Source organism: Lactobacillus leichmannii (assembly GCF_024701915.1).
In the GTDB taxonomy this organism is placed as follows: domain Bacteria; phylum Bacillota; class Bacilli; order Lactobacillales; family Lactobacillaceae; genus Lactobacillus; species Lactobacillus delbrueckii.
Genome location: NZ_QOCY01000049.1, coordinates 13,437 through 36,091 on the forward strand (window position 1 = coordinate 13,437; position 22,655 = coordinate 36,091).

General features: G+C 50.9%; 20 protein-coding genes. 4 read left to right on the plus strand and 16 right to left on the minus strand.

Translation table 11 applies throughout. From position 1 onward, the window contains the following. Positions 1 to 82 precede the first annotated feature (82 nt). The 8 genes from DS743_RS07215 to DS743_RS07250 all read right to left on the minus strand — a co-directional run bounded on the left by DS743_RS07215 (position 83) and on the right by DS743_RS07250 (position 10,627). Complete coding sequence (locus DS743_RS07215; RefSeq protein WP_035183975.1) at positions 83 to 1,399, minus strand: DUF438 domain-containing protein; 1,317 nt, start codon at positions 1,397 to 1,399, stop codon at positions 83 to 85. Next, positions 1,399 to 1,956 (minus strand): iron-sulfur cluster assembly protein, encoded by a 558-nt coding sequence (locus DS743_RS07220; protein ID WP_002877862.1) that lies wholly within the window; start codon positions 1,954 to 1,956, stop codon positions 1,399 to 1,401. Before DS743_RS07220 ends, DS743_RS07215 begins: the two co-directional genes overlap by 1 nt. A gap of 18 nt (positions 1,957 to 1,974) precedes the next feature. Then, positions 1,975 to 2,697: an anaerobic ribonucleoside-triphosphate reductase activating protein gene (gene nrdG / locus DS743_RS07225; RefSeq protein ID WP_003614463.1), complete on the minus strand. Its 723-nt coding sequence runs from the start codon at positions 2,695 to 2,697 to the stop codon at positions 1,975 to 1,977. Positions 2,698 to 2,768: 71 nt separating this feature from the next. Next, the gene (gene nrdD, locus DS743_RS07230) at positions 2,769 to 4,979 is read right to left on the minus strand and encodes an anaerobic ribonucleoside-triphosphate reductase (RefSeq protein ID WP_035183978.1); all 2,211 of its coding nucleotides are present in this window, start codon (positions 4,977 to 4,979) and stop codon (positions 2,769 to 2,771) included. Positions 4,980 to 5,344: 365 nt separating this feature from the next. Further along, positions 5,345 to 6,604, minus strand: a complete 1,260-nt coding sequence (locus DS743_RS07235) for a carboxylate--amine ligase (RefSeq protein WP_035183980.1) — start codon at positions 6,602 to 6,604, stop codon at positions 5,345 to 5,347. A 33-nt stretch (positions 6,605 to 6,637) separates the two neighbouring features. Next, positions 6,638 to 8,587, minus strand: coding sequence for an asparagine synthase (glutamine-hydrolyzing) (gene asnB / locus DS743_RS07240; protein ID WP_035183983.1), 1,950 nt, complete (start codon positions 8,585 to 8,587; stop codon positions 6,638 to 6,640). Positions 8,588 to 8,683: 96 nt separating this feature from the next. Then, positions 8,684 to 10,084: a metallophosphoesterase family protein gene (locus DS743_RS07245; RefSeq protein ID WP_141372463.1), complete on the minus strand. Its 1,401-nt coding sequence runs from the start codon at positions 10,082 to 10,084 to the stop codon at positions 8,684 to 8,686. 57 nt (positions 10,085 to 10,141) lie between these two features. After that, a complete protein-coding gene (locus DS743_RS07250) occupies positions 10,142 to 10,627 on the minus strand; it encodes a hypothetical protein (protein WP_003614491.1) in 486 nt (161 codons plus the stop codon). A gap of 251 nt (positions 10,628 to 10,878) precedes the next feature. Between DS743_RS07250 and DS743_RS07255 the strand changes: the two genes are divergently transcribed. Next, entirely contained in the window at positions 10,879 to 12,504 is a 1,626-nt protein-coding gene (locus DS743_RS07255) for a peptide ABC transporter substrate-binding protein (RefSeq protein ID WP_035183986.1), read from the plus strand. A gap of 255 nt (positions 12,505 to 12,759) precedes the next feature. On the opposite strand, the gene phnE (DS743_RS07260) is transcribed toward DS743_RS07255, so the two are convergent. The 5 genes from phnE (DS743_RS07260) to DS743_RS07280 form a co-directional block, all read right to left on the minus strand. Beyond that, the gene (gene phnE / locus DS743_RS07260) at positions 12,760 to 13,572 is read right to left on the minus strand and encodes a phosphonate ABC transporter, permease protein PhnE (protein ID WP_141372465.1); all 813 of its coding nucleotides are present in this window, start codon (positions 13,570 to 13,572) and stop codon (positions 12,760 to 12,762) included. Beyond that, positions 13,572 to 14,372: a phosphonate ABC transporter, permease protein PhnE gene (phnE, locus tag DS743_RS07265; protein ID WP_003616679.1), complete on the minus strand. Its 801-nt coding sequence runs from the start codon at positions 14,370 to 14,372 to the stop codon at positions 13,572 to 13,574. Before phnE (DS743_RS07265) ends, phnE (DS743_RS07260) begins: the two co-directional genes overlap by 1 nt. Positions 14,373 to 14,374: 2 nt before the next feature. Then, a complete protein-coding gene (phnC, locus tag DS743_RS07270) occupies positions 14,375 to 15,145 on the minus strand; it encodes a phosphonate ABC transporter ATP-binding protein (protein WP_002877846.1) in 771 nt (256 codons plus the stop codon). A 117-nt stretch (positions 15,146 to 15,262) separates the two neighbouring features. Further along, positions 15,263 to 16,204 carry a phosphate/phosphite/phosphonate ABC transporter substrate-binding protein gene (locus DS743_RS07275; RefSeq protein ID WP_035183991.1) on the minus strand — a complete coding sequence of 314 codons (942 nt, stop codon included), beginning with the start codon at positions 16,202 to 16,204 and terminating at the stop codon, positions 15,263 to 15,265. Positions 16,205 to 16,624: 420 nt separating this feature from the next. Then, positions 16,625 to 17,098: a universal stress protein gene (locus tag DS743_RS07280; protein ID WP_003611675.1), complete on the minus strand. Its 474-nt coding sequence runs from the start codon at positions 17,096 to 17,098 to the stop codon at positions 16,625 to 16,627. A gap of 196 nt (positions 17,099 to 17,294) precedes the next feature. On the opposite strand from DS743_RS07280, the gene DS743_RS07285 reads away from it, so the two are divergent. After that, on the plus strand, positions 17,295 to 18,092 hold the full coding sequence (locus tag DS743_RS07285) for a tyrosine-protein phosphatase (protein ID WP_035183993.1): 798 nt from the start codon (positions 17,295 to 17,297) through the stop codon (positions 18,090 to 18,092). Between the two features lie 165 nt (positions 18,093 to 18,257). Here DS743_RS07285 and DS743_RS07290 read toward each other — a convergent pair whose 3' ends face one another. Continuing rightward, on the minus strand, positions 18,258 to 19,547 hold the full coding sequence (locus DS743_RS07290; protein WP_035174909.1) for an RNA-guided endonuclease InsQ/TnpB family protein: 1,290 nt from the start codon (positions 19,545 to 19,547) through the stop codon (positions 18,258 to 18,260). A 124-nt stretch (positions 19,548 to 19,671) separates the two neighbouring features. Here DS743_RS07290 and tnpA point away from each other — a divergent pair, with 124 nt between their 5' ends. Beyond that, positions 19,672 to 20,127 (plus strand): IS200/IS605 family transposase, encoded by a 456-nt coding sequence (tnpA, locus tag DS743_RS07295; RefSeq protein ID WP_003611630.1) that lies wholly within the window; start codon positions 19,672 to 19,674, stop codon positions 20,125 to 20,127. 41 nt (positions 20,128 to 20,168) lie between these two features. On the opposite strand, the gene DS743_RS07300 is transcribed toward tnpA, so the two are convergent. Continuing rightward, positions 20,169 to 20,648: a PTS sugar transporter subunit IIA gene (locus tag DS743_RS07300; protein WP_035183996.1), complete on the minus strand. Its 480-nt coding sequence runs from the start codon at positions 20,646 to 20,648 to the stop codon at positions 20,169 to 20,171. A gap of 172 nt (positions 20,649 to 20,820) precedes the next feature. Here DS743_RS07300 and DS743_RS07305 point away from each other — a divergent pair, with 172 nt between their 5' ends. Continuing rightward, positions 20,821 to 21,294 carry a nucleoside 2-deoxyribosyltransferase gene (locus DS743_RS07305; RefSeq protein WP_035184009.1) on the plus strand — a complete coding sequence of 158 codons (474 nt, stop codon included), beginning with the start codon at positions 20,821 to 20,823 and terminating at the stop codon, positions 21,292 to 21,294. A 63-nt stretch (positions 21,295 to 21,357) separates the two neighbouring features. Here DS743_RS07305 and DS743_RS07310 read toward each other — a convergent pair whose 3' ends face one another. Further along, a complete protein-coding gene (locus tag DS743_RS07310) occupies positions 21,358 to 22,644 on the minus strand; it encodes a GHKL domain-containing protein (protein ID WP_003611697.1) in 1,287 nt (428 codons plus the stop codon). Positions 22,645 to 22,655: the final 11 nt, after the last annotated feature.

The following is a 22,655-nucleotide window of genomic DNA, read 5'->3' on the forward strand; positions in this document are numbered from 1 at the left end:
TCTAAATTTAATTGCTAAAAATACTCCAGGCAATAAGAAAACCACGACTCAGCAAGCCATGGCTTCTCTCTTTATTATAATTCTACAACTCTTTCTTCTTTCCTTGCAATGCGCGCAGGTCGGTAATATCCTGCAAGACTTCCAAAACGCCCAGATATTCCCCGGCCTTGTTTCTGACCGCCAGGTATTGGATATAGACGAAGCGGCCCCGGACTTCAAACCAGAAGGCATGCTTGTCCTTTCTCCCGCTTCTCAGGTCATCCACGATGGCCTTGACCTTGGGCACGCTTTTTGGCATGTGAATGCTAAACAGGTTCATGCCCAGGTCGTTTTTCGAATGGGGATAAAAGCCGCAGCTGCCGCCAAAGTAGCGGATGACGTCGTCCTTGTCCACAAAGACCAGGTCCAGGGGCAAAAGGTCCAGGACGGCCGAGAGCTGCTCATAGCTGAGGCTGCCTTCCGCGAACTCAATAAAGGACTCCGTCAGGGCCGGCCGGGCTTTTTCCTCCGCCTGCTCGACTTCCACCAGCTTTTGGTAGTTTTCGGCTTCATTGCCGCCCAGCTGGCCGGCAAAAGCCCCGATCTGGTCATTCCACTTGGCGATCGCCGCCGGGTCGGCTGCCTTTTTCTCAGCCAGTTCGGCCGCGGATGGCCGCCAGGCTGGCGGATTGGGAATCAAGCAGTAGCCCACCCGGGGCTCGTCTTCCTTGACCCTAAGCCAGTCGGCCGGCGTCGCCACTTCCGTCAAGAGCGGCAGCATGATCGCCTCTTCCTTGAAGATCATTTCGGTGACTTCCTTGGCCGCCTGCTTGATCTTTTTGGCCAAAAGTTCTGCCTCGCCCGTTTCAGCCGCCTGCCGGGCCTCCTTGATCCAGGCCCGGATATCATCGTCTACCCCCCACATGACCTGGGGCGGGGCTGTGATGCCGTACTTGGTCATCAAGGGAAACATGGAGATTTCTTTTCTGGTATAGTGCTTGTCTACTTGGGCCAGGTCTGCCAGCTCCTGCTTGATTTTGGCTAAAAGTTCCGGGGCTGGCTTTGCTTCATACTTGGCCAGGTCTGGTAAAAGGGCATCGTTAACCAGAGAGGTCAAAACGACATTCTCCTGCTTCAAGGTCTGGACCGGGTGGCCGGGCCGGGCAAAAGCCTCCCCTGCTTCCTGCTCGCCGATCGATCCCCGGAAGACTTCCGCGTGGACCGTGCACAAGTTCTGGATTTCCTGGGGGTTGAGGCCACCGGCGATCAAGGCCCGCTCAGCTTCCGTGATTTCCTTGACTGAGACTGAAGAAAAAGCCTCGTTGAACATGGCCTTGGCCTGGTCAAAGTCCCCCTTGTCCCGCAAAAGGCGCAAGATCTCCAGCAGCTTCTCCTGCCTCTCCTTTAAAGACATGGTCATCACTCAGTCACCTCGTATCCCTTCAAGCGCAGCTTCTCCTTGACCTCTTCCAAGTCAAAGCCCATGGCCCGGCAGCCCATCGGCAGGGTCATCAGCCGGCCCACCGTGTCCAGCATGCCCGGAATCTTGATCCGGTTGAAGCCGATCTCGGCCATATCTTCGGTAAATTCCGGATACTGGTCAGCGAAAGTCTTGATCGGCTGGTGGAGGTTGATCTCCTTAGCCGCCGGAGCCGGCTCTTCCTTGATGCCCAGCTGCTTTTTCGCCTGCTCGCTTAAGCGGTCCGGGGTCCAGACCGGGTACCAGACCAGCTTGATGTCCACCTGCTTGATGGCGGCCAGCTGGCCCACCGCCTGGCGGATTTCCCGGTTAAGGTAGTCGTTTAAGGGGCAGCCGGCTGTGGTCAAGGTCATGGTCACCAGGCAGTTGCCCTCATCATCGATGTCGACTCCGTAGATGAGGCCCAGGTCGACCACATTGACCAGGAGCTCCGGGTCGATGACGGTCTGCAGCTGACCGATGACCTGGTTAACCAAGGCGCGTTTTTCTTCGTTCATTTTTTCCTCGCTAAAAAACTATCTCTGCAGCTTGTCCCAGATGACCGGGTGCAGGTCCGGGGTCTTGAGGGACTTCTGCACGTCAATGATCCGCTGATTGCTGGACCCTCTGAACTGCAGGGTCAGGTCCTTCAAGTTGTCCATAAAGCGGCCGTCAACCAGGATGTCTAGCTTCTTGAGCATTTCCACCTTGTCCGGGGTCTCCTTTAAGAGTTCCTCCCAGGTATAGCCGGACCAGGACCAGATGTCCTTGCTGTGGCCGTATTCGGCCCGGACCCGGTCGATGATCCGGTTGCAGACCCAGGTATTCAAAAAGGGTTCCCCGCCAAGCAAGGTCAGCCCTTGAACATAGGACTGGCCGATATCCGCGATAATCTGGTCTTCCAATTCCTGGGTGTAGGGACGGCCGTAGTTGAAGTTCTGGGCGGCCAGGTTGTAGCAGCCCGGGCAGTCAAAGAGGCAGCCGGACACGTATAAGGAGCAGCGGACCCCTTCCCCGTCAACGAAGTTGAAGGGCTTGTAGTCGGCAATCTTATGCTTGCTGTAGTCTTCTGAGATCCATTCGCCCGGCTTGGGATTCTTGGGCTGGCGCTTCATCTTCCGGGGCTTGGCCGTCTGGCCGGCATTTTTAGCCTTGTACTGATTGGCGTCCACAAAGACCGTTTCCCCGCCGACGCTGATCCGGATCAGGTTGTCCCGGACGTCAGGGCCTTCTTGCTGATTCTTGTCTTTCTCTGGCATCTCGCTTCTCCTTTGCTTTCGATAAAAAATAGGCAGGAATGATTCCTGCCTATTAGTATAATTCTTTTCGTTTAGTATTGGCTGTTCTTCTGCTTTTCCAGGCTGGCTTCCTCGCTGACCATGCCCAAGCTCATGTGCTTGGCCCGGTGGGCGATTTCTTCATGCCGGCCGTGGACCATTGGCCGCTTCAGCGGGTTGCCCAGGTAGCCGCAAGTCCGCTTGACGCAGTCGCAGGTTTCCGGGTTGTGGTTGCCGCATTGCGGACATTCAAAGCCCTTGGCGGTTGACTTGAACTCGCCGGCAAAGCCGCATTCGTAGCACTTGTCGATCGGGGTGTTGGTACCCAGGTAGCCGACTCTGTCGTAAGCCCAGTCCCAGACAGCTTCCAGAGCGGCCGGGTTTTGCTTCAGGTTCGGGTATTCGCAGTAGTGGATGAAACCACCGGCAGCGTAGTATGGGTAGTCCTTTTCAAAGTCTAGCTTTTCAAATGGGGTCGGGTGCTTGCGGACGTCGTAGTGGAAGGAGTTGGTGTAGTATTCCTTGTCCGTGATGTCCTTGACCTTGCCGAACTTCTCCGTGTCCAGGCGGCAGAAGCGGTCAGTCAGACTTTCACTTGGGGTGGAGTAGACGCTGTAGTGGTAGTGGTTCGGGTCTTCCTTTTCCCACTTGGCGCAGGCATCATGCATCTTCTTGACCACTTCCAAAGTGAAGGCCTTGGCTTCCGGGTCCTTTTCCCAGTCTGGCCCGTAGAAGACCGTGCCGACTTCGTAAAGGCCGATGTAGCCCAGGGAAACCGTGGCCCGGCCGTTCTTGAAGAAGTCGTTGACGTCGCCGTCATCGCCAACCCCTTGGCCAAAGGCGCCGTATTCATACAGGGTTGGAGCGTTGACTGGCTTAGCTTCAGTGACCTTCTTGGCCTTGTATTCGCAGGCTTGCCGGCCCAGTTCCAGGCGGTCATTGAAGATTTCCCAGAAGCGGTCCATGTCGCCCTGGCTTTCCATGGCGATTCTTGGCAGGTTTAAGGTAACCACGCCCAGGTTCATTCGCCCGGAGTTGACTTCCCGGCCCTGTTCATCCTTCCAGCCTTGCAGGAAGGACCGGCAGCCCATCGGGGCCTTGAAGGAGCCAGTGATGTCAATGATCTTGTCGTAGCTCAAAACGTCTGGGTACATCCGCTTGGTAGCACATTCCAGGGCCAGCTTCTTGATGTCGTAGTTCGGGTCGCCTGGGTGGAGGTTAAGCCCCTTCTTCAAGCTGAAGACCAGCTTCGGGAAGATGGCCGTCCGGTGTTCCCGGCCCAGGCCTTCGATCCGGACCTGCAGGATGTCCCTTTGGATTTCTCTTTCAATCCAGTTGGTCCCTAAGCCAAAGCCCAAGGTGGTGAAAGGAGTCTGCCCCTGGCTGGAGAACATGGTGTTGATCTCGTATTCCAGGCTCTGCATAGCGTCGTAAATGTCCTTTTGGGTCCGCTTCTTGGCAAAAGCCTTTACCTTGTCTTCGTCGTCGATGAACTCACGCCCTTCTTCCAGGTGCTTTTTGTAGTCCTTTTCGGCAAAAGGCGCCAGGACTTCGTCGCAACGGTCAAAAGAGCAGCCGCCGTATTGGCTGGAAGCCACGCTGGTGATGATCTGGGCTACCTGGCTGGTGGCCACCCGGATGGAGTTCGGTACTTCCACGAAGGCGTTGCCGATCTTGAAGCCGTGGTTGAGCATGTAGTCAAAGTCAATCAGGCAGCAGTTGGACATTGGTGAAAGAGGAGTGTAGTCCAGGTCGTGCCAGTGGATGTCCCCCCGCAGGTGGGCCTTGGCGATGTGCTGAGGCATCATGGTCAGACCAACCGTCTTGCCCACAGTCCCGGCAGTCAAGTCCCGCTGGGTGGCAAAGACGTCAGAGTCCTTGTTGGCATTTTCGTGGACGATGCTTGGGTCCTTGTCGACCAGCTTGGCCAGACGCTGCTTGGTGTCAGTTTCTGCCCGCCAGTCGGCTTCGTCTTCCTGCCGCTTGGCTTCGTATTCCTCGGCTTCATTCAGATAGCCCAGTTCGTTCAAGCTGGCTCTGAAGGCAGCGTGAACTTGAACGGCGTCAACCGTGTAGGTGGCCAGCTTGGCGTAAACCTTGCTCAAAACGGCAGCCTTGATTTCGCTGTCTTCCAGGCCAAGTTCATCCAGAACCATTTCCAGCTTGAATTGTTCAAATTTAAATGGGGCGCCATCGCGCTTGATGAACTTCTTTGGCGCATTAGCGAAATTCAGGCTCACAGTTTCTGCCGCTGGCTTTAACATGACAATCAACCTCTTATCTCTCAAAAATACCTTGCCTTTTTACATCCAGCCTCTGGGGCTGTTTAAGCGAGTTACTCACAAGAACCAGACTATCCTGTGGATTAAGTGTGGATAACCACCACATCTTGTTTAGTTCATGAGATAAGCATAGCACAAAATACCAGATATTGTGGTCTATACAAAGACCCATTTCTGTTAAATGACAGGAGAGAATTCAGTTGTCACGGGACTTGGAGCCCGTATATTTTTAAAAAAAGAATATTTTGCTTGAGCAAATATTTTTAGCCTTTTGCTAAAGTCCTTCAAGAATTTAAAAAAGATGAAAAAAGCCCTTGATTTTCATCAAGAGCTTATAAAAGTATTGGCTATTTATCGAAGTACTGGCCCTTGTTGACCTGGAAGTAGGTCTTGAAGCGCTTGTAGTAGTTGTGGAACATGTACTTCATCAAGAGCCAGCGCTTAAAGGAGCTGTCCTGGTCGTAGAAGACGGTCGTCCCCACCTGGCCGGCATCGATCAGTTTCAAGGCCGCCTGCTTGGCCTCGTTGTCGACCGCGTATTCCTTGAAGATCTTCTCCGGCACGCCCAGCCAGAGCATGTGGCTGCTCTCCAGCTTGTTGGCATAGACGGTCTCCTGGCCGGCCAAGGTGTCTTCAGCGTAGTCGTCAACGTACCACTTGGCCAGGTTGTAGCCGTTCAAGGTCACGTAGAAGCTGGACCGGCCTTGGCGGAGGTTGATTTCAAAGAACTTGTACTGGCCGTCGCGAGCATCGTACTTGATGTCGAAGTTGGCCATGCCGACATAGTTGATCTTCTCCAGGAAGGTCTGGACGGTCTCGTAAAGCTTTTCATCATAGGCCGGCAAAATAGCCATGTAGTTCCCGATTGACTGCGGAGTCGGGTCTTCCAAAAGCGGGTGGCCCAGGCACATCATCTTGACCTGGTGATTCTTGTCCACGTAGGCGTTCAAGACCCGCATGTTGGAGTCGTCGCCCGGGATGAAGTCCTGCAGAATCAAGTCTTCCTTGTAGCCATTGGTGTAGATCTTGCCCACAATGTCCTTGAATTCAGCCAGGTCCTTGATGACAAAAGCCTTCTTCCGCCCTTCAAACTGGACATCCAGCCAGGAAACCGGGTCTTCCGGCTTCAAGGCAACCGGGAAGGCAAAAGGCACGTCGGCGTATGACCCATCCTGGTAGTCAGCCAGCTTGATGATCTTGGTCTTCGGGTAAGGCAGGCCGTATTCTTCACAGACTTCGTAGAAGCCTTCCTTAGAGATCAGCTTTTCCAAAAGCTGGTAGTCGATGTAAGGAACGACGAAGGTCCCTTCCAGTTCTTGCTTGTGCTTAGCCAAAAGTTCTGCATAGCCGTCCCCACAAGCAATCAGAATGACTGGCTCTTCATGATTCTTGTATTCCTTGATTTTTTCCTGCATGACTTCCATGAAGCCCGGGTCTTCGGAAAAACCAGGGTGCACTTCAACGTCCACGATCTTGGAATAGCGGGTGGCCGCCAATTGCGTTGCCGCCCAAGCCTGGACCTTGATGCCGTATGCTTCGTTAAAAGACCGCGCCATCCCGTAGACGTTGATGTCGCTGCCAAGCAAAATTGGTGTAAATTTAGCCATTAGTAATTAAATTCTCTTTCTCTTCTTTTTGGATTAGAGCAGCTTGCCCTGGGAGATCAAGCTGGCCACTTCCGGCTGCACGTGCTGGTACTTGCGCACGGTTTCCTCGTAGTCAACGAAGAAGAGCTTGTACCAAACCAGGAAGGTGTAGATTGCCCAGATCTGCCGGCGGTGAGAACCGTCCCCATTGTAGTTCTCATCCAGTAGGTCCAGGATCTTCTTTTGTTCAAAAATATCATTGACGAAGTCTTCGCTGAAGAGGTCTCTGACCTGCTTGTAGAAACGCTCTTCCTGCAGCCATTGCTTAATTGGCGTCGGGAAGCCCAGCTTCGGCCGCTTGGCCCATTCATCCGGCAGGACCTGTTCTGAGGCCTTGCGCAGGGCGTACTTGGTGTCGTATTTGTTGACCAGGTACTTGCTTGGAATAGAGTTGGCCAGTTTGGCGATCTTCACGTCCAGGTAAGGCACCCGGAGTTCCAGGGAGTGGGCCATGGAAATCTTGTCAGCCTTCTGCTCGATGTCGTTGAGCATGAAGTGGTGCAGGTCGATGTACTGCATCTGCTTGACATTGTCCAGGTCCTTGACCTTCTTGAAGTCTTCCTGGTAGTTACCGTTAACCGTCAGCTTGTTCCGGTAGCTCGGCTGCAAGACAGCATTAGCGTCCTTGGAAGTGAAGATGGTCGGGTAGTCCATGTCGTAGATGACTGACTGGCCCACGTAGAATTCGCTTGGTTCAGCCAGGTTGGTGTAAAGGTGCACCTTGCCCGGGAAGTTTGGCATCTTCTTGATCTTATGAGCCAGCTTAACCCGCTTACCCTTTGGCAGCTTCTTCAGCTTGTCGGTAAAGACCTTGATGACATTGTTGTGGGTGTGCATCCCGTAGTTGACATAGCCGGCAAAAAGCTCATCGGCCCCTTCCCCGGACAGGGCAACAGTCACGTGCTTTCTGGCCAATTTGCACAGGTACCACAAAGGAATGATTGACGGGTTGGCGTCTGGTTCGTCCATGTGGTACTGCATTTCCGGGAAGTCCCGCATGGCTTCTTCTGAGTAGACCTTGTCAGCGTAGAAGTGCCAGCCGTTGATGTCGGCCAGGGCCTTGGCCTTGGAAGCTTCATCGTAGGTGCTGTCGTCAAAGCCGATGGAGAAGACTTCATCCGGGTCCAAAAGGGCCGTCAGGAAGCTGGAGTCAACCCCTTCACTAAGGAAGGCCCCGACCTTAACGTCGGCGTTGCGGTAAAGGTCAACCGTTTCCTTCAAGTCTTCGTTGATCTTCTTGACTGTTTCTTCAAAGGAAAGGTTGTTGTCCTTGTATTCGGCATCCCAGTACTGGTGGGTCTTCATCTTGCCGTCCTTGTATTCAAACCAGTGACCTGGCTGGAAGCGGTAGACGCCCTTGAAGAAGGTTTCCTTAAGGTCGTTGTACTGGTTCATCAGGTATGGCTTGACGGCTTCGGTATTCAGTTCCTTTTTAAAATGAGGGAAGGGCAAAAAGCTCTTCAATTCTGAGCCGACCAAAAGGTGACCGTCCACGTCCTGGTAGTACATCGGCTTGATCCCGAAGAAGTCCCGGGCCCCGTACATGGTCTGGGTATTGTCGTCCCAGATAATGAAGGCGAACATCCCCCGGACCCGCTTAAGGATCCCGTCCATCCCCCATTCTTCATAGCCGTGCAGGATGACTTCAGTGTCGGCCTTGGTGGAGAAGGTGTGGCCCGCCTTGATCAGTTCCTCTCTTAAGGGCTTGAAGTTGTAGATTTCCCCGTTGAAAATGATCGCCCGGCTGCAGTCTTCGTTGTAGATTGGCTGACTACCGCCCCGCAGGTCGATAATCGACAGTCTTCTGAAACCAAGGGCCACCTTGTCGTTGGTGTACATCCCGTCACTGCTTGGTCCCCGGTGTTGGATGGTAGCCATCATCTTGCCGATGGCCGCCTGCTTGTTATTGATTTCTGGATCGTAAAAGGCGACAATTCCGCACATGTTTTCTCCTCCTTAATTCTAGTTAGTTTCTATAAAGTCAACTTCTTATTATAAAACAAGGGCTCTAATGTTTACAGAGTCCTTGTCAATCTTTACTTAAATGAAAAAAATTCTCCGTCTGGTCGCGGCCCCATAGCCAAAGACCTTGATCCGCCGTCTTAAAAGGTCCACGTTGACGACATAGCCGGCAAATTCATTCTGGTGGTCCATCTTCCGGTTTAAGTTCTTGTTATACTTGTTCGTCAGCTGGTGGTTGGGTCCCATCAAGGCTGAGCAGTTGAACAGAACGTACTGGATGCCGTTGATCCGGTACTGGTCTTCCACATGCCGGTGGCCGCAGAAGTAGGCGATGATCCGGGCATCCTTGACCTCGGTGAAGTCAAAGTCGTTGCTCAAGCGGAATTCCGCCGGCACGTCCTTGCTGGAGTGCATCCGGCCCTTTTCCTTCTGGTTGAAGGCCACCAAGAGTTCATGCAGGGACCGCCCGTTGTACTTCAAGGCATTGCCGCCCTTCCGGTTGATCGGGTTGGCGTGGCTGAGCAGGATAACTTGCTTGCCGCTTGACTGCTGCAGGATTTCGATCAGTTCCTGCACCTGGTCTTCCCGTACCCCCAGGGTCAATTTAGCATCGTACTTTTTCTGCCCTTTTTCATCCAAAATGTAGGGAATGTCTGACGTATTCAGACTGATCACCCGGACATGGCCCTGGTCAAACCAGGCCACCCCATGCTGGCGGGAAACATAGCCCAATTCCCGTTGCCGGTACATCTCCGGCCACATAATCTTCTCAAACTCCCGCTCCGGGAAGCTGGCCTTCAAGTCATGGTGCTCGTCAAACTTGTCATTTTCGTCATGGTTGCCCTTGATCATGAGGTAAGGCACCTTGCTGGACTTAAAGGAGTCCCGCAGCTTCATCAGTTCGCTTTCGCTGATGAGGCCGGCGTCAGAGCCGTCGATCCAGTCGCCCAGGTGGCATTTGAGGTCCAAAATATCCAGCTGGTCCAGGTAGGAAAACTCTTTGACATGCATCAAGCCGTTCCAGCCATAGAAGTCCAGGCTGTCAACGTTCTTGAAGTGGGTGTCGGTAATGACCCCGATATTGACAGAGTCGTCTCCTTCCCGGATTTCCTTTTTCACGTCGCTGACAAAGCGGGCCAGGTAGTCTTCCACGACATAGCGCCGGCCCGTTTTCCGGCTGCGGAAAGCCTTGAAGCGGTTCAGTTCCGGCACGAATTTCCGGTCGTATTCAGCGGCCAGGCTGTCAGTGCTTTCCGGACTGAGTGCCTGGTGCAGGATGCCCTGGTCATCTTGGTAGACCGTCAAGGTAAACGGCCGGCCGTCAGGCGTGGCGTCGCGAGCATCGACATGGTACTCCCCTACCGTCAGATACTTCTGCATGGGATCCAGGAGCTCGCCGTCATTCTTTTGCACGGCGTGCAGCTTGGAAGCCCCAACTGCCTTGTCAATAATTCGCTTTGTGTATTTAAACAGGTCCATTTCTACCCTTCCAAAAAGCCTAAAATCACAAAAAGCCGGGCCTCCCCCGGCTCTCAATTATAGATTTTCTGCTAATGCGTGTGCTGCCAGGCCCAAGGAAAGCACGGCATCCTTGGACAAGACGTTGCGCAGGTCGGCAGCGGCGATGGCTTCAACCGCCCCGATCACCTTAAGCCCGTAGACCAAAACGTGCAGGTCGGTTCTTGGCACGTAATTGTCTTCTACGTAGGCATTTTCGTGGTTGTAGGTCAGGTTGATTTCGTCCTTGTCAACGAAACCGTCCACGTGGTTGGTCAAGATGCGGTCGTGCAGGTCGCCCAGCTTGCCAGTCAGATTAGTCAAGGCCAGGTAGTGGTCACTTTCAGTTTCATAGTATTCATCTTCGGTCCGGTCGAAGTAATTGCTGATGGGATCGTTCAAGACGCCCAAATCATCGATGGCCTGGTAAACCCGGCCGGTATCCAGCTTTGCTTCACCGTTAAGAATCTTGTCTTGAGCTTCAGCTAACTCGTCAGCCAGCTCCATGGTAGTTAATTTTTCCATGTTGTCCTCCTTGCAATCTTACCCTAATTATAGCAAAAAGTCGGTCTGGAATAGCTTTTTTTACTTGGGCAAAGCGCTTTTTTCCATATAATGGTGAAAGTTCACGGCTGATGACAAAAATATTAAAGTGCACCTGGCATTTTTTAATTTATTTGCTATAATTAATAATATCTCTCAGATCAGCAGTTTAGCTGCATCTATCAAGCTGTGTCGTAATATATGAGTTTTACGAGAAAAAGAAGGTAAACAATATGAGAAGCAAGAAACTTTTAGCCAGCTCAGCCGTAATCTTAGCTAGCGCGGCTACTTTGGCCGCCTGCGGGTCAAATAGCTCACAAAGCAGTGCCAAGAAGCAGACCCTTACCTGGATGAATACCGCCGAAATGACGACCTTGGATGCATCCAAGGCAACCGACCAGGCATCATATGAACAAATCAACAACGTTGAAGAAGGGCTTTACCTTCTGGGCAAGAACGCCAAGGTCCAAAATGCTTTGGCCACTTCCACCAAGAACAGTGCCGACGGCAAGACCTGGACTTTCACCATCAGAAAGAACGCCAAGTGGTCCAACGGTGATCCGGTAACTGCCAAGGACTTCGTCTATTCATGGCGCAGAACCATCGACCCGAAGACCGCCTCTGAATATGCCTATTTGTTCAGCGGCATCAAGAATGCCGACGCGATCGTTTCCGGCAAGAAGAAGCCAGCAGCTTTGGGCATCAAGGCTGACGGCAAGTACAAGCTGACCGTTACTTTGGAAAAGCGGATCCCATACTTCAAGCTGTTGATGGCCTTCCCGCTCTTCTTCCCGCAAAATGAACATGCCGTCAAGAAGTTCGGCTCTAAGTACGCGACCGCGTCCAAGTACATGGTTTACAACGGTCCATTCAAGCAAGTTGGCTGGACCGGGTCCAACTTGAGCTGGAAGCTGGTCAAGAACCCAACCTACTGGGACAAGAAGAGCGTCAAGCTGGACACGATCAAGTTCAGCGTTCAAAAGACTCCGGCAACTGACTACAACCTTTACCAAAGCGGCAAGCTTGACGCTGCCTTCCTGGACGCCCAAGCCACCAAGTCTTTGAAGGGCAAGACCGGCTACACCCAACGCAAGATGTCCACGACCCAATACCTGTCCTACAACCTCAAGAAGCACCCAGAATTCAAGAACAAGAACCTGCGTCTCGCCATCTCCATGGCCATCAACCGCAAGGAACTTGCTTCAACTCTGGGCGGGGCGGCTACTCCAGCCACGACTTTTGATCCGGAAGGCATGACGACGGTTAACGGCAAGGACTACGCGGACACGGTCAAGAATGCCGCTACTGAAAAGGCCACGACTTACAACGTTAAGGAAGCCAAGAAGCTTTACAAGCAAGCATTGAAAGAAACCGGCAAGAAGAAGATCTCCTTCACCCTGCTGGGCGACGACGATGACACGGCCAAGAAGGCAGCTGAATTCGTTCAAAGCCAACTGGAAAACAACTTGGGCATCGATGTGCAAGTGCAAAGCATCCCGAAGAAGACCCGGTTGAACAAAATGATGAGCGGCAACTTTGATGTTGTTTCAACTGGCTGGAACGCTGACTTCGCTGACCCAATTTCCTTCCTTGACCTGCAGACTACCGGGGCTTCATACAACTACGGCAAGTGGTCAAACAAGACTTACGACAAGTACGTGGCTGCTTCCAAGACGACTGGCTCAACCAGCACCCGCTTCAAGGATCTGGCCAAGGCTGAACAGATCCTGCTGGAAGAACAAGGGGTTACCCCACTCTACCACCCAGTTGAAGCCTGGATGGTCAAGCCGAGCGTTAAGGGCGTGATCTACAACGGCGCCGGGGCAAACTACAGCTTCAAGTACGCTTACCTGAAGTAACAAGCAGCAATAGCGACAGACAACAAACAATAGACAACAGACTAGAATAAAGAAAAGAGGCTCGCGGCTTACGCGAGCCTCTTTCTTTTGCCTAAGGAAGGCAACAATAGTAAGAAGCAAGTAATGATGATTGTCACTATCAAAGTAATAGCGCCATGATTAAAGTCGATGGCTTGATTGTTGACCTCTCTTAAAAAAGAAAAAAGCCGTGGCAACCGCCACAGCTTTTCAAAGAGTTATTATTCAAATATATTTTTAGACCAACTTCTTCCGGATGGCACCAGAGATCCAGTCGATGACCACAACCATAACGATGATCCCCAAAAGTATGATCCCAACCCGGCTCCATTGCCGGTAGTTCAAGGCGATGATCAAAGGATAGCCGATACCACCGGCCCCAACCAGACCCAAAACAGAAGCGGACCGTACGGACACGTCAAAACGGTAAAGGGTATTGAAAACAATGGCTGGCATCAAGTCAGGCATGGTCGCGAAAACAGCAACGTTGAACTTAGACCCGCCGGCCGCCGTAATCGCTTCAGCTGGACCATCATCCAAACTTTCAATCGCTTCTGAGAACAGCATGGCCAGCATCCCGACTGAGTGCAGACCCAAGGCCAGGGCACCAGCTGGAGCGCCCGGGCCAACGGCCTTAATGAACATCAAGGCCAGAACGATTTCCGGGAAAGATCTGATGAAAGTCAAAACGATCTTCCCGCTTTCAGATACCCAGAACTTCTTGTGCCGGGTGTTGGCTGCCCAGAAGGCAAAAGGAACTGAAATGATGGCGGAGATAAAAGTCCCCAGGAAGGCAATACACAAGGTCTGCCACAATTGGGAAACCAGGTCTTCCCCGCTGCCGTTATAAACGTATGACCAGTCCGGGTGGAAAAGACCATTGAACATCGCCCCGGTAATCTGGCCGGCAGTTGGCTTGATCCCGCCGAAGTCGATGCCCGTGCAGGACCAAATAATGATGGCGATGGAAATAATCCAGCCGCCCCACTTAATAGCTCTGGACTTGGCCGTCACTGGTTTTGGTGGTAATTTCTTCATTGTCGTATCCATTAGCGCATCAAAGCCTCCCTTGCTTTAGTTGAAACAAAGTCGATGACCAAAACAACCAGGAAGACAACCAGGATGATCATCCCCGTTTGGTTGTAGTTGAACATGTCCAAAGTGTTCTTCAGCTGCAGACCGATACCACCGGCACCGATGTAACCGAGGATCGTGGATGCCCGGACATTGATTTCAAAAGCGTACAGGGCGTAGCTGATAAAGTAAGGCAGAATCTGCGGCATAACGGCAAACATAATATTGTTTATCCCGTTGCCCCCGACTGCCTTGATGGCTTCACTTGGACCTGGATCAATAGTTTCGATGGCTTCGTAGAAGAGCTTGACCACAACACCGAAGGTGAAGACAGTCAAGGCCAGGATACCGGCAACCGGGCCGATACCAACGACAGCAACGAAGATTGAACCCAAGAGCAGGTCAGGAATCGTTCTGATGATGTTCATGATGAAGCGCAGAACGCCGGTAATTGCCCGGTTATGGACAATGTTTCTGGCAATCAAAAGTGAGTAAACGAAGGCCAAGAGGGACCCGATAACCGTACTGATGATGGCCATCTTGATCGTTTCCACCAGGTAAGGAATGGCAGTGCCGGCATATGACCAGTCCGGCTGAGCCATCTGCACGAAGATTTCCGCGAACTGGTCAAAGTTGGCGAAAAATTCCGGCAGACTGGTCTGCGTGTTGTTAACAGATAAAACCAGACCCAGGACCATCAAGATGACCCAGACCCAGTTCCACATCTTAAACTTCTTTTTTGGAAGTTTTAACATGTCGCGGTCAGTGGCTGACATTGTTAGTCTTCCTCCTTACCCTTGCCGCCGTTGTAGATGTTGTCGAAGACGCTTTGCGGCGTGTCTTCCATCTTGCCGTCATAAACGATTTCCCCGGCCCGGACACCGATGACCCGGTGGCCGAAGTCCTTGGCCAGTTCAATTGAGTGCAGGTTGGCTACGACCGTCATGTCGAACTTTTCGTTCAGCATCTTCAAGTCTTCCATAACCTGGCGGGAAGTCTTCGGGTCCAAAGAAGCAGTTGGTTCGTCGGCCAGAATGATTTCCGGTCTTTGGGTCAGCACCCGGGCGATAGCCACCCGCTGCTGCTGACCACCAGACAATTCGTCAGCCCGGGAGTAGACCTTTTCAGCCATGCCGACGCTTTGCAGGGCTTCATAAGTTCTTTGCTTGTCTTCGTCAGTGAAGAGGTTGAAAGTAGTCTTCCAGGTTGGGTAGTAAGCCAGGCGGCCAGCCAAAACGTTCCGCAAAACGCTGGAGCGCTTAACCAGGTTGAAGCTTTGGAAGATCATCCCGATCTTGCGCCGCATGAGGCGCAGGTTCTTGCTCTTGGCCTTGGTGATTGACTCACCGTCAATCAAGATGTCGCCTTCAGAAATGTCGTGCAGGCGGTTGATTGCCCGGAGCAGAGTGGACTTGCCGGCACCGGAAAGACCAACGATTACCACGAACTCACCCTTGTTGATTTTTAGGTTGATGTTCTTCAAACCAACGGTACCATTGTCGTAGACCTTGGTAACGTTCTTCATTTCGATCATCGGCTGTTCTGCCATGGATAATAACTCCTTAAATAACTAAATTTCCTTTTTCATTGAAAATCGTGTCCTACGTTAAAGCGGGGCACGATTTCACTATTAGTATTCAGTTGATAATCTTTGTGATATCAATGACTACTTGGTAGCAGCCATCTTGTCGTACTTGCGGACGATGTTGAAGTCTGAGTCCTTTGAAGGGGTGTAGCCTTCGTGGCTATAGATGCTTTCAATGATCTTCAAACTCTTCTTGTCCTTGCGCAGAGATTCGAAGGCCTTGGACAGCTTCTTGCGGAAGGAGCTGCTCATGTCTGAACGAACTGAGATAGTGTCGTTAGGGATGCCCGTAGTAAAGTAGATTGGAACAACCTTCTTCATGATGTTTGGTTGGTCGGCCAAAACAGTGTTACGTGCGTCTTCGAAAGTGAAGGCAGCATCAACGTCCCCGTTAAGAACGTCAAGCACGGCTTGGTCGTGGCCAGTTACAGTTACCAGGTTGGCGTTGCCCTTCTTAGTCAAGTCCAGGCCCTTTTCCTTCAATTCAGCGATTGGGAAGATGTAGCCCGCTGAAGAAGTAGCGTTTTGAACGGCAATCTTCTTGCCCTTCAAGTCCTTCCAGCTCTTGATCTTTGACCCCTTCTTAACCAGGATTTCTGACCGGTAGAACTTAACCAGCTTGTTGGTTGCCTTACCGCCTGGTTGCTTTACCCCGTAACGGAGAGCTTGAAGCAGAACGTCAGCAGCCTTTTGCTTGTGGGCCAGAACGTAACCATCCGGTGGCAGGAAGCCGACGTCAACCTTCTTTGACTTCATGGCTTCGACAACCGTGTTGTAGTCAGTTGACATTGAGATCTTAACCGGAACGCCAAGCTTCTTGGAAAGGATCTTTTCAAGCGGCTTAGCCTTGGCTTCCAAAGTGGAAGCAGCTTGACTAGGAACAAACTGGATCGTCAAAGGGTGTGACTTTGATGGAGTGTAGCCCTTTGATGAAGAAGATGACTTGCTTGAAGAGCAAGCAGTTGCCAGCACGGCAGCAGCAACAGTTAAAGCACCAAACAATGCTTTCTTGAACTTTTTCATTATTTCCCCCTGAAAAATGGTTAATGAAAGTTAAAATAGTACAACAGCAGCATAAGGGATGAGCTTGAAAGCAGCCAGAGAAAAGTCCACACAAAAGCCTCCACAACGGGCCGGCTCTCACGCTCATACATCTCATCGGAACGACAGCAAGGCGAATCTCGCTTCTGTGTTCTGGAACAATTCTACCAGAAATATTCGGGTTTTGGCAAGCGTTTTTCGGTTTTTTTACCCCAACTAATTGATCCGGTCCAATTTTGCCAGCAAAAGGTTAATGAAATAGCGAAAAATTACATAAACTACTAACTTAATCGGTTTAAATCCGAACAAAAGTAAAATTCAAATTAAATAAACGGGAAATAAAAGAACGTTTGGAAATTGTTCCAAACGTCCACTTTTTAAGATATACTTTTATCAGCCAACTTACTTGGCAGGCATGTTGTTGACGTCAGTTCTGACGATCAAGACATCGGCCATGGCGTGCTGGTTGACGTATTCGGTAACTGATCCCATCAGCATCCGCTCAACGGCGTTCAAACCGGTGGCGCCCATCACGATCAGGTTGTTGCCGTGGTCCTTGACGAAGTCGTAAGAGATGATTCTCTTCGGGCTGCCGTAACGGATGTGGTAGTCAATGTCGTCAAAGGCCAGGTTGTCGTGGGCCCATTGCTTGAGGCTCTTGAGGTATTCCTCTGAGTCTTGGGTCATTTGGTAGATCGTGTCGCCTGAGATCAAGGTGTCCTGCATTTCGCCCATGAACTGCCGGGTGTCGATCACGTTCAAAACATCAACGTGGTAGCCGTTGTTGGCGGCAATCTTCACGGCCTTGTCAAAAGCACGTTCAGCGGATTCAGATCCATCGACAGGTACCAAAATTTTGATTTTTTCTTCAGTCATAGTGCTCATCTCCCGTACTATCTACGTATTTCGCTTATCTATATTTTAACATAAGTCACGGTTTAGTAATGCGCTTTCGCAAAATTGTTACATCTTAAACTTGCAGGGAAGCATTTTTTAAGCGTGATGAAAAAATCAACCGCTAGACAACAATAAAAAGAAAATACAGACAAATAAATAAGAAAGGATTCGACAAATGACTTCATTAAAACAGCAATTGCTGGACGTTAAAGGCGGCCGGAACTTCCGTGAACTGGGCGGCTACCAGACCGTTTCCGGCAAAAAGATCAAAATGCACAAGCTGATCCGGAGCGGGCATTTAGCCGACCTGCTCAAGGAAGACCAGGAATACCTGCGCCACTACGGCCTTAAATATGACATCGACCTCCGGACCAGTTTTGAAAGGAACAAGCAGCCGGACCGGAAGATCGCGGGCGTTGAGTACTTTGCCGACCCGGTTTTCGATGAGGACTTGACCAACTCCACCATGAGCATTTCCGACATGGCGAGAGAAAGCCAGGATCCAGGCTGGGGCTACCAGCGGATGCTGTGGGCCTACAAGAACATGGCAACCGGGAAGAACGCCAACAAGGCCTACCAGCACCTGTTTGAAGTTCTCCTGGCTAATGAAAAAGATGGCGAGAGCGTGCTTTTCCACTGCACGGCTGGGAAAGACCGGACCGGTTTCGGGGCAATCCTGATCTTGACGGCCTTGGGCGTACCGATGAAAACCATTGAAAAAGACTACCTCTTCACTAATGAAGTAATCAAGGACTTCGTCAGCCAGCTTTTGGCCAAGGAAAAGGCCGCCGGAGCTGATGACAGCCTCCTGGCAACCTTCCGCGATTTGCAGACTGTGCAGCCGGACTACTTCAAGTACCTGCTGAATGTCATCAACCGGGACTACGGCAGCATCAATGCCTACCTGCACCAGCAGATCGGCCTCTCTAATGCTGACCTGTTGGATTTGCGGACGATATACTTGGAGAAATAAGCGCCAGAAGTCAACCAACCCCAGACTAAAGTCTAGGGCTTGCAAGTCGCAAGAGGCTTTTGCCTCTTTGCTTGCACTAATCAGATACGGGGATTTGCTGGTGCAGGGATCCCTAATTACCAGATTTATATTATAGAGCCTCGGGTTGCCTAAGGCTCTTTTCTTTTAGCTTTTATAAGGAATGATCGAATATTCTTCTTCCTCTAACTTGGCTATGCCTTTTTCCAGAATGTTCTTAGCTGCGTTATAGTCCCGGATATGATGGGCTTTGCAGATTGGGCAGTCCCATTCTCTGTCTTTCAAGGTAAGCTTTGGATAGCCGTTATGCCCCATGATGCTGCCACAATTAGAGCAGCGCTGAGTGGTATTGCGCTTGTCGATCTCAATGTACTTCTTGCCATAGAGATCTGCTTTGTATTCAAGCATTCTCTGGAAGCTGTACCAGCCAACATCGGCAATTGACATTGCCAAGGCATGATTTTTCATCAAGTTTTTTCCTCTCAAGTCCTCAAGCACTACTACGTCGTGGTTATTGATGTATGCAGTACTCAATTTCTGTAAGAAGTCTTCTCTTTGATTTTTGACGTGCTGGTGCAGGCGGGCTGCTTGCAGGCGGGACTTTTGATAATTCCGACTTTCAGCTAGCTTGCGGCCTTCCTTTTTTGCCCGCACTTGTCTTCTTGACATCCGCCTTTGCAGGCTTTTCAGCCGTTTTAATGATTTCCGGTAGTAGCGGGGATTGTCAATAACATTACCGCTGCTGTCCGTCAAGAAATTGTCGGTATTCAAGTCAATGCCTGTGATCTTGCCTGTTTTTGGCTTTGGATCGATAAAAGGCGCCACGTCCCCAATCTGAAGAGAGAGATAGTAGCCAGAAGTATCATACTTGATCGTTGCCGTCCCAATCCGGAAATTTGGATTATGCGCAAGAATTTTTCGATAGCTTGATCCACTTATTCTAATTCTTCCTAGCTTAGGCAATTGTACGTGCTTTGTGTCCAGGAACCTAACTGATCCGGAGAAAGGCGTACAGTTTCCTTTTTTCTTGTTTTCGGTTGTGTAGGTACAAGAAGTTTGATAGCTGTCGCTTACGCCTTTCTTGTGGTATTTGGGAACGCCGGAAGAGTGAATTTTTTTGAACATATTCCAAGCCGCATTGTAGTTAAGTTTAGCCTGGGCTACTGCTAAGCTGTCAACGTCATTGACAGACATATAGGAATAATACTTAGACAGCTTCTTTTTCCGCAGTTCTAGTGTCTCAATTCTTTCAGCTACTGTTTGGATATAGATGCCAGTTTTTCTAAGATGCAACAATTCAGAATTTATAGCAATCAGCTTGTTGTATACAGCCCGGCTTACGCCACAGTTGATGGCAATTATTCTTTTCTGCTGGGAGCTTGGGTAGATCCTCATCTTAATTCCAAGATGATAAGGAAGATCCGACATGGAGATCATCAATTGCTTTCTTGCCATTTTTTCTCACCTCTTTTCTTGCTATAATTATACCATGCAGAGCCAGTCAATGACTGAAATAAAGGTTTAAGAAAGCTTGTAGTTTAGCTGCATGGGAGGTAAGACAATGACTGAGAAGATGAAAGATGCTGTCTATACAAAACGCTATGTTTACAACTGCCATTATCATCTGATCTGGTGCACTAAATACCGCAATCAGATCTTCACGACTAGCGAACTGGCAAGTGAGATGAAAGAGCTGATTATCGATACGGCAACAAGCAATGATATCCAGATTGAGAAACTAGAAGTTATGCCAGAACATGTCCATGCAATGATCTCCTTCAGACCGTCAAAATCTATCAGCTCAGTAGTGAAAGCTCTCAAGGGCCATACTGGATACGTATTTTTGCGAGACCACCCAGACGTACGGAAAAACAAATGTTGGGGCGGCAACTTGTGGTCATCCAGCTATTACATTGGGACTGTAGGCAATATGTCCAAAGACACCATAGAAAGATATATCAACGATCAGATCTACAATGCAAAAAAGGATGGCAAACCCTATCCATCCACCCATTGAAATAGGTGGACTTCCGGGCCTGCCATCCAGTGAATTAATCATTAAAAGCCCTCTTCCCGCAGGGCAGAGTACAAGCCGGCAGGATCAGTCTGGGCAAAAATCCAACTGAGGGCTGCTGGTTCAGCCTGGCTGAGGAAGGTCATGGTTCTGGCTAAAAGTTCAGCCTGGCCGTCCGCCTTTTGGTCCAGCAGCATGAAGCAAAAGCCAACTGGCAATTCGCGGCTAGGATCGACCATGCTCTTGAAGCTGACCGGGGCCAGCAGCTTAATGGGAACGACCCGCTGCTGCTTGACGAAGCAGCCTTCCGTGTGCGGAAAAGCCAGGTTGGGGAGACCCGGGGCCAGATTGCAGCTGGCCAGGCCGGTCGGAAAGTCCTCTTCTCTGTCCACCACCTGGTCTAAAAAGCCGGCCGCTACCAGCCCCTGCTCCAGCAGCTTTTTGTAGACTTGGGCAAACATGTCAGCCCGGTCTTCGGCCCGCAAAACAAAACAGCTTTCCGCTTTTAAGAGTTCTTCAGTCACTTTTAGTCCACCCCTTTTTTCAAAAATACAACTACTTTTATTATAAGCTTTCTGCCGTTGGGCAACTTGGCTGATGCTTAATTTTTGACTAGTCAGCTGGGGCGGAAAATGGTAAAGTTATTTTAGGAAAAAAACGCAATATCTCGCAGCGGACATGAAAGGAATACAAGATATGCCAAAAAAGACGATCTACTTCGGTGCCGGCTGGTTCACTGACCGCCAAAACAAAGCCTACAAGGAAGCCATGGAAGCCCTCAAGGAAAACCCAACGATTGACCTGGAAAACAGCTACGTTCCCCTGGACAACCAGTACAAGGGTATCCGGGTTGATGAACACCCGGAATACCTGCATGACAAGGTTTGGGCTACGGCCACCTACAACAACGACTTGAACGGGATCAAGACCAACGACATCATGCTGGGTGTCTACATCCCTGACGAAGAAGACGTCGGCCTGGGCATGGAACTGGGTTACGCCTTGAGCCAAGGCAAGTACGTCCTTTTGGTCATCCCGGACGAAGACTACGGCAAGCCGATCAACCTCATGAGCTGGGGCGTCAGCGACAACGTGATCAAGATGAGCCAGCTGAAGGACTTCAACTTCAACAAGCCGCGCTTCGACTTCTACGAAGGTGCCGTATACTAAAAACAACTATATCTAACAAAAGGCCTGCCTTCCGCAATTTTGGAAGACAGGCTTTTCTTTTTTCTAAAACTCCCGGGGTGCTTCCAAAGCATTTGGCACCAAGACTTCAGCTCTGAATTCTCCCCCGCCGCTGGCCAGCGCTTGCGGGCTAAAAGTTAGCCGCAGGCGGCCATGGTAAGGCTCCAAAAAGGATTTGACCTTGCCTAAGCCAATCCCTACCCGGCCGTTTGCTACAACATTATCTCTTTCTGACCCGATCTTGACCTTCTTCTCTGTTTGGTTAAGCACGGTTAAAAGCATGGTTTTCCCGGAAAACTTCAGCCCTGCCTTAACCTGGTGGTCTGCCGCCAGTGAGGCTGCCTGGCAGGCGTTTTTCAAAAGATTGCCGGCAATGATGCACAGATCCAGCTGCCGCAAGGCTAAGTTGCCGGGAATCACCCCGGTCCAGCTGATTTCAACCTGCGGATACCGGGCGGCCAGGTCACTAATCACGGCATTGATTCCGCTGTTGCCAGTATCGATCAATCGCCGGGTCATCTGGCTGCTGCCAACCAGGTCGTCAATATAGGCCGTCAGTTCCTGGTACTGGCCGGCATGAGCCAGGCCCTGCAAGCTGACCAAGTGCTGGCGGGCATCGTGGCGGAATTTCTTGGTTTCTTTCTCCCGGGCCAAAAGCGATTCATAATAGTTTTCCTCAGCTTGGAGAAGCTGCTCTTGTTCACTCATCTCGCCTTTTAATTTCCAAACCCTAAACTGTCCTTGCAAAAGAGCCATGTCCAGCCAGACGGCAGCCCCGGCCAGGCAGGCCTCTAGCACTGGCAGTTGCTTTTGCAGGCGAAGATAGGCTTGAAAGCGGCCTGCTGTCAGACTCGCCGCACCCAAAGCCAGAATTTCCAGGAAAACAAGCAGCCACTTGTCCTTGTCCGGCCAGCTGTCAAAAACATTTTTGACCTTAGGCGCCAAAAACAAGTAAACGAAAGTCAAAGCTATGGCAGCTTCAAAAACAAGATCAGCCGCGCCCACTTCTTGCCGGCGGATCAGCTGCTTTAGACTCAGATCCAGCAGGCTTAAAATCGCATAGCTGCCCAGCTGGCTGAGGTCTCCTTCTTTCAACGGCCCCAGCAAAGTCCGGCCCAAAGCAAGCAAGGCATAGACCAAAGCTTCATTCAACAAGCCCAGCTGGGGACCGGCCAGGCAGTAGGCCGCCAGACCAAAAACGTAAATCCCCAGCAGCCAGACCGGCCTGATTTTCTCAGCAAAGAGATAGGCAAAAGCCAGATAGAGCTTGCTGAACTGCAGCAGGATAAAAGCCGTGTTCAAAAGCGTCACGGAATCGATAAACAAATTCATATTTCCTCCAA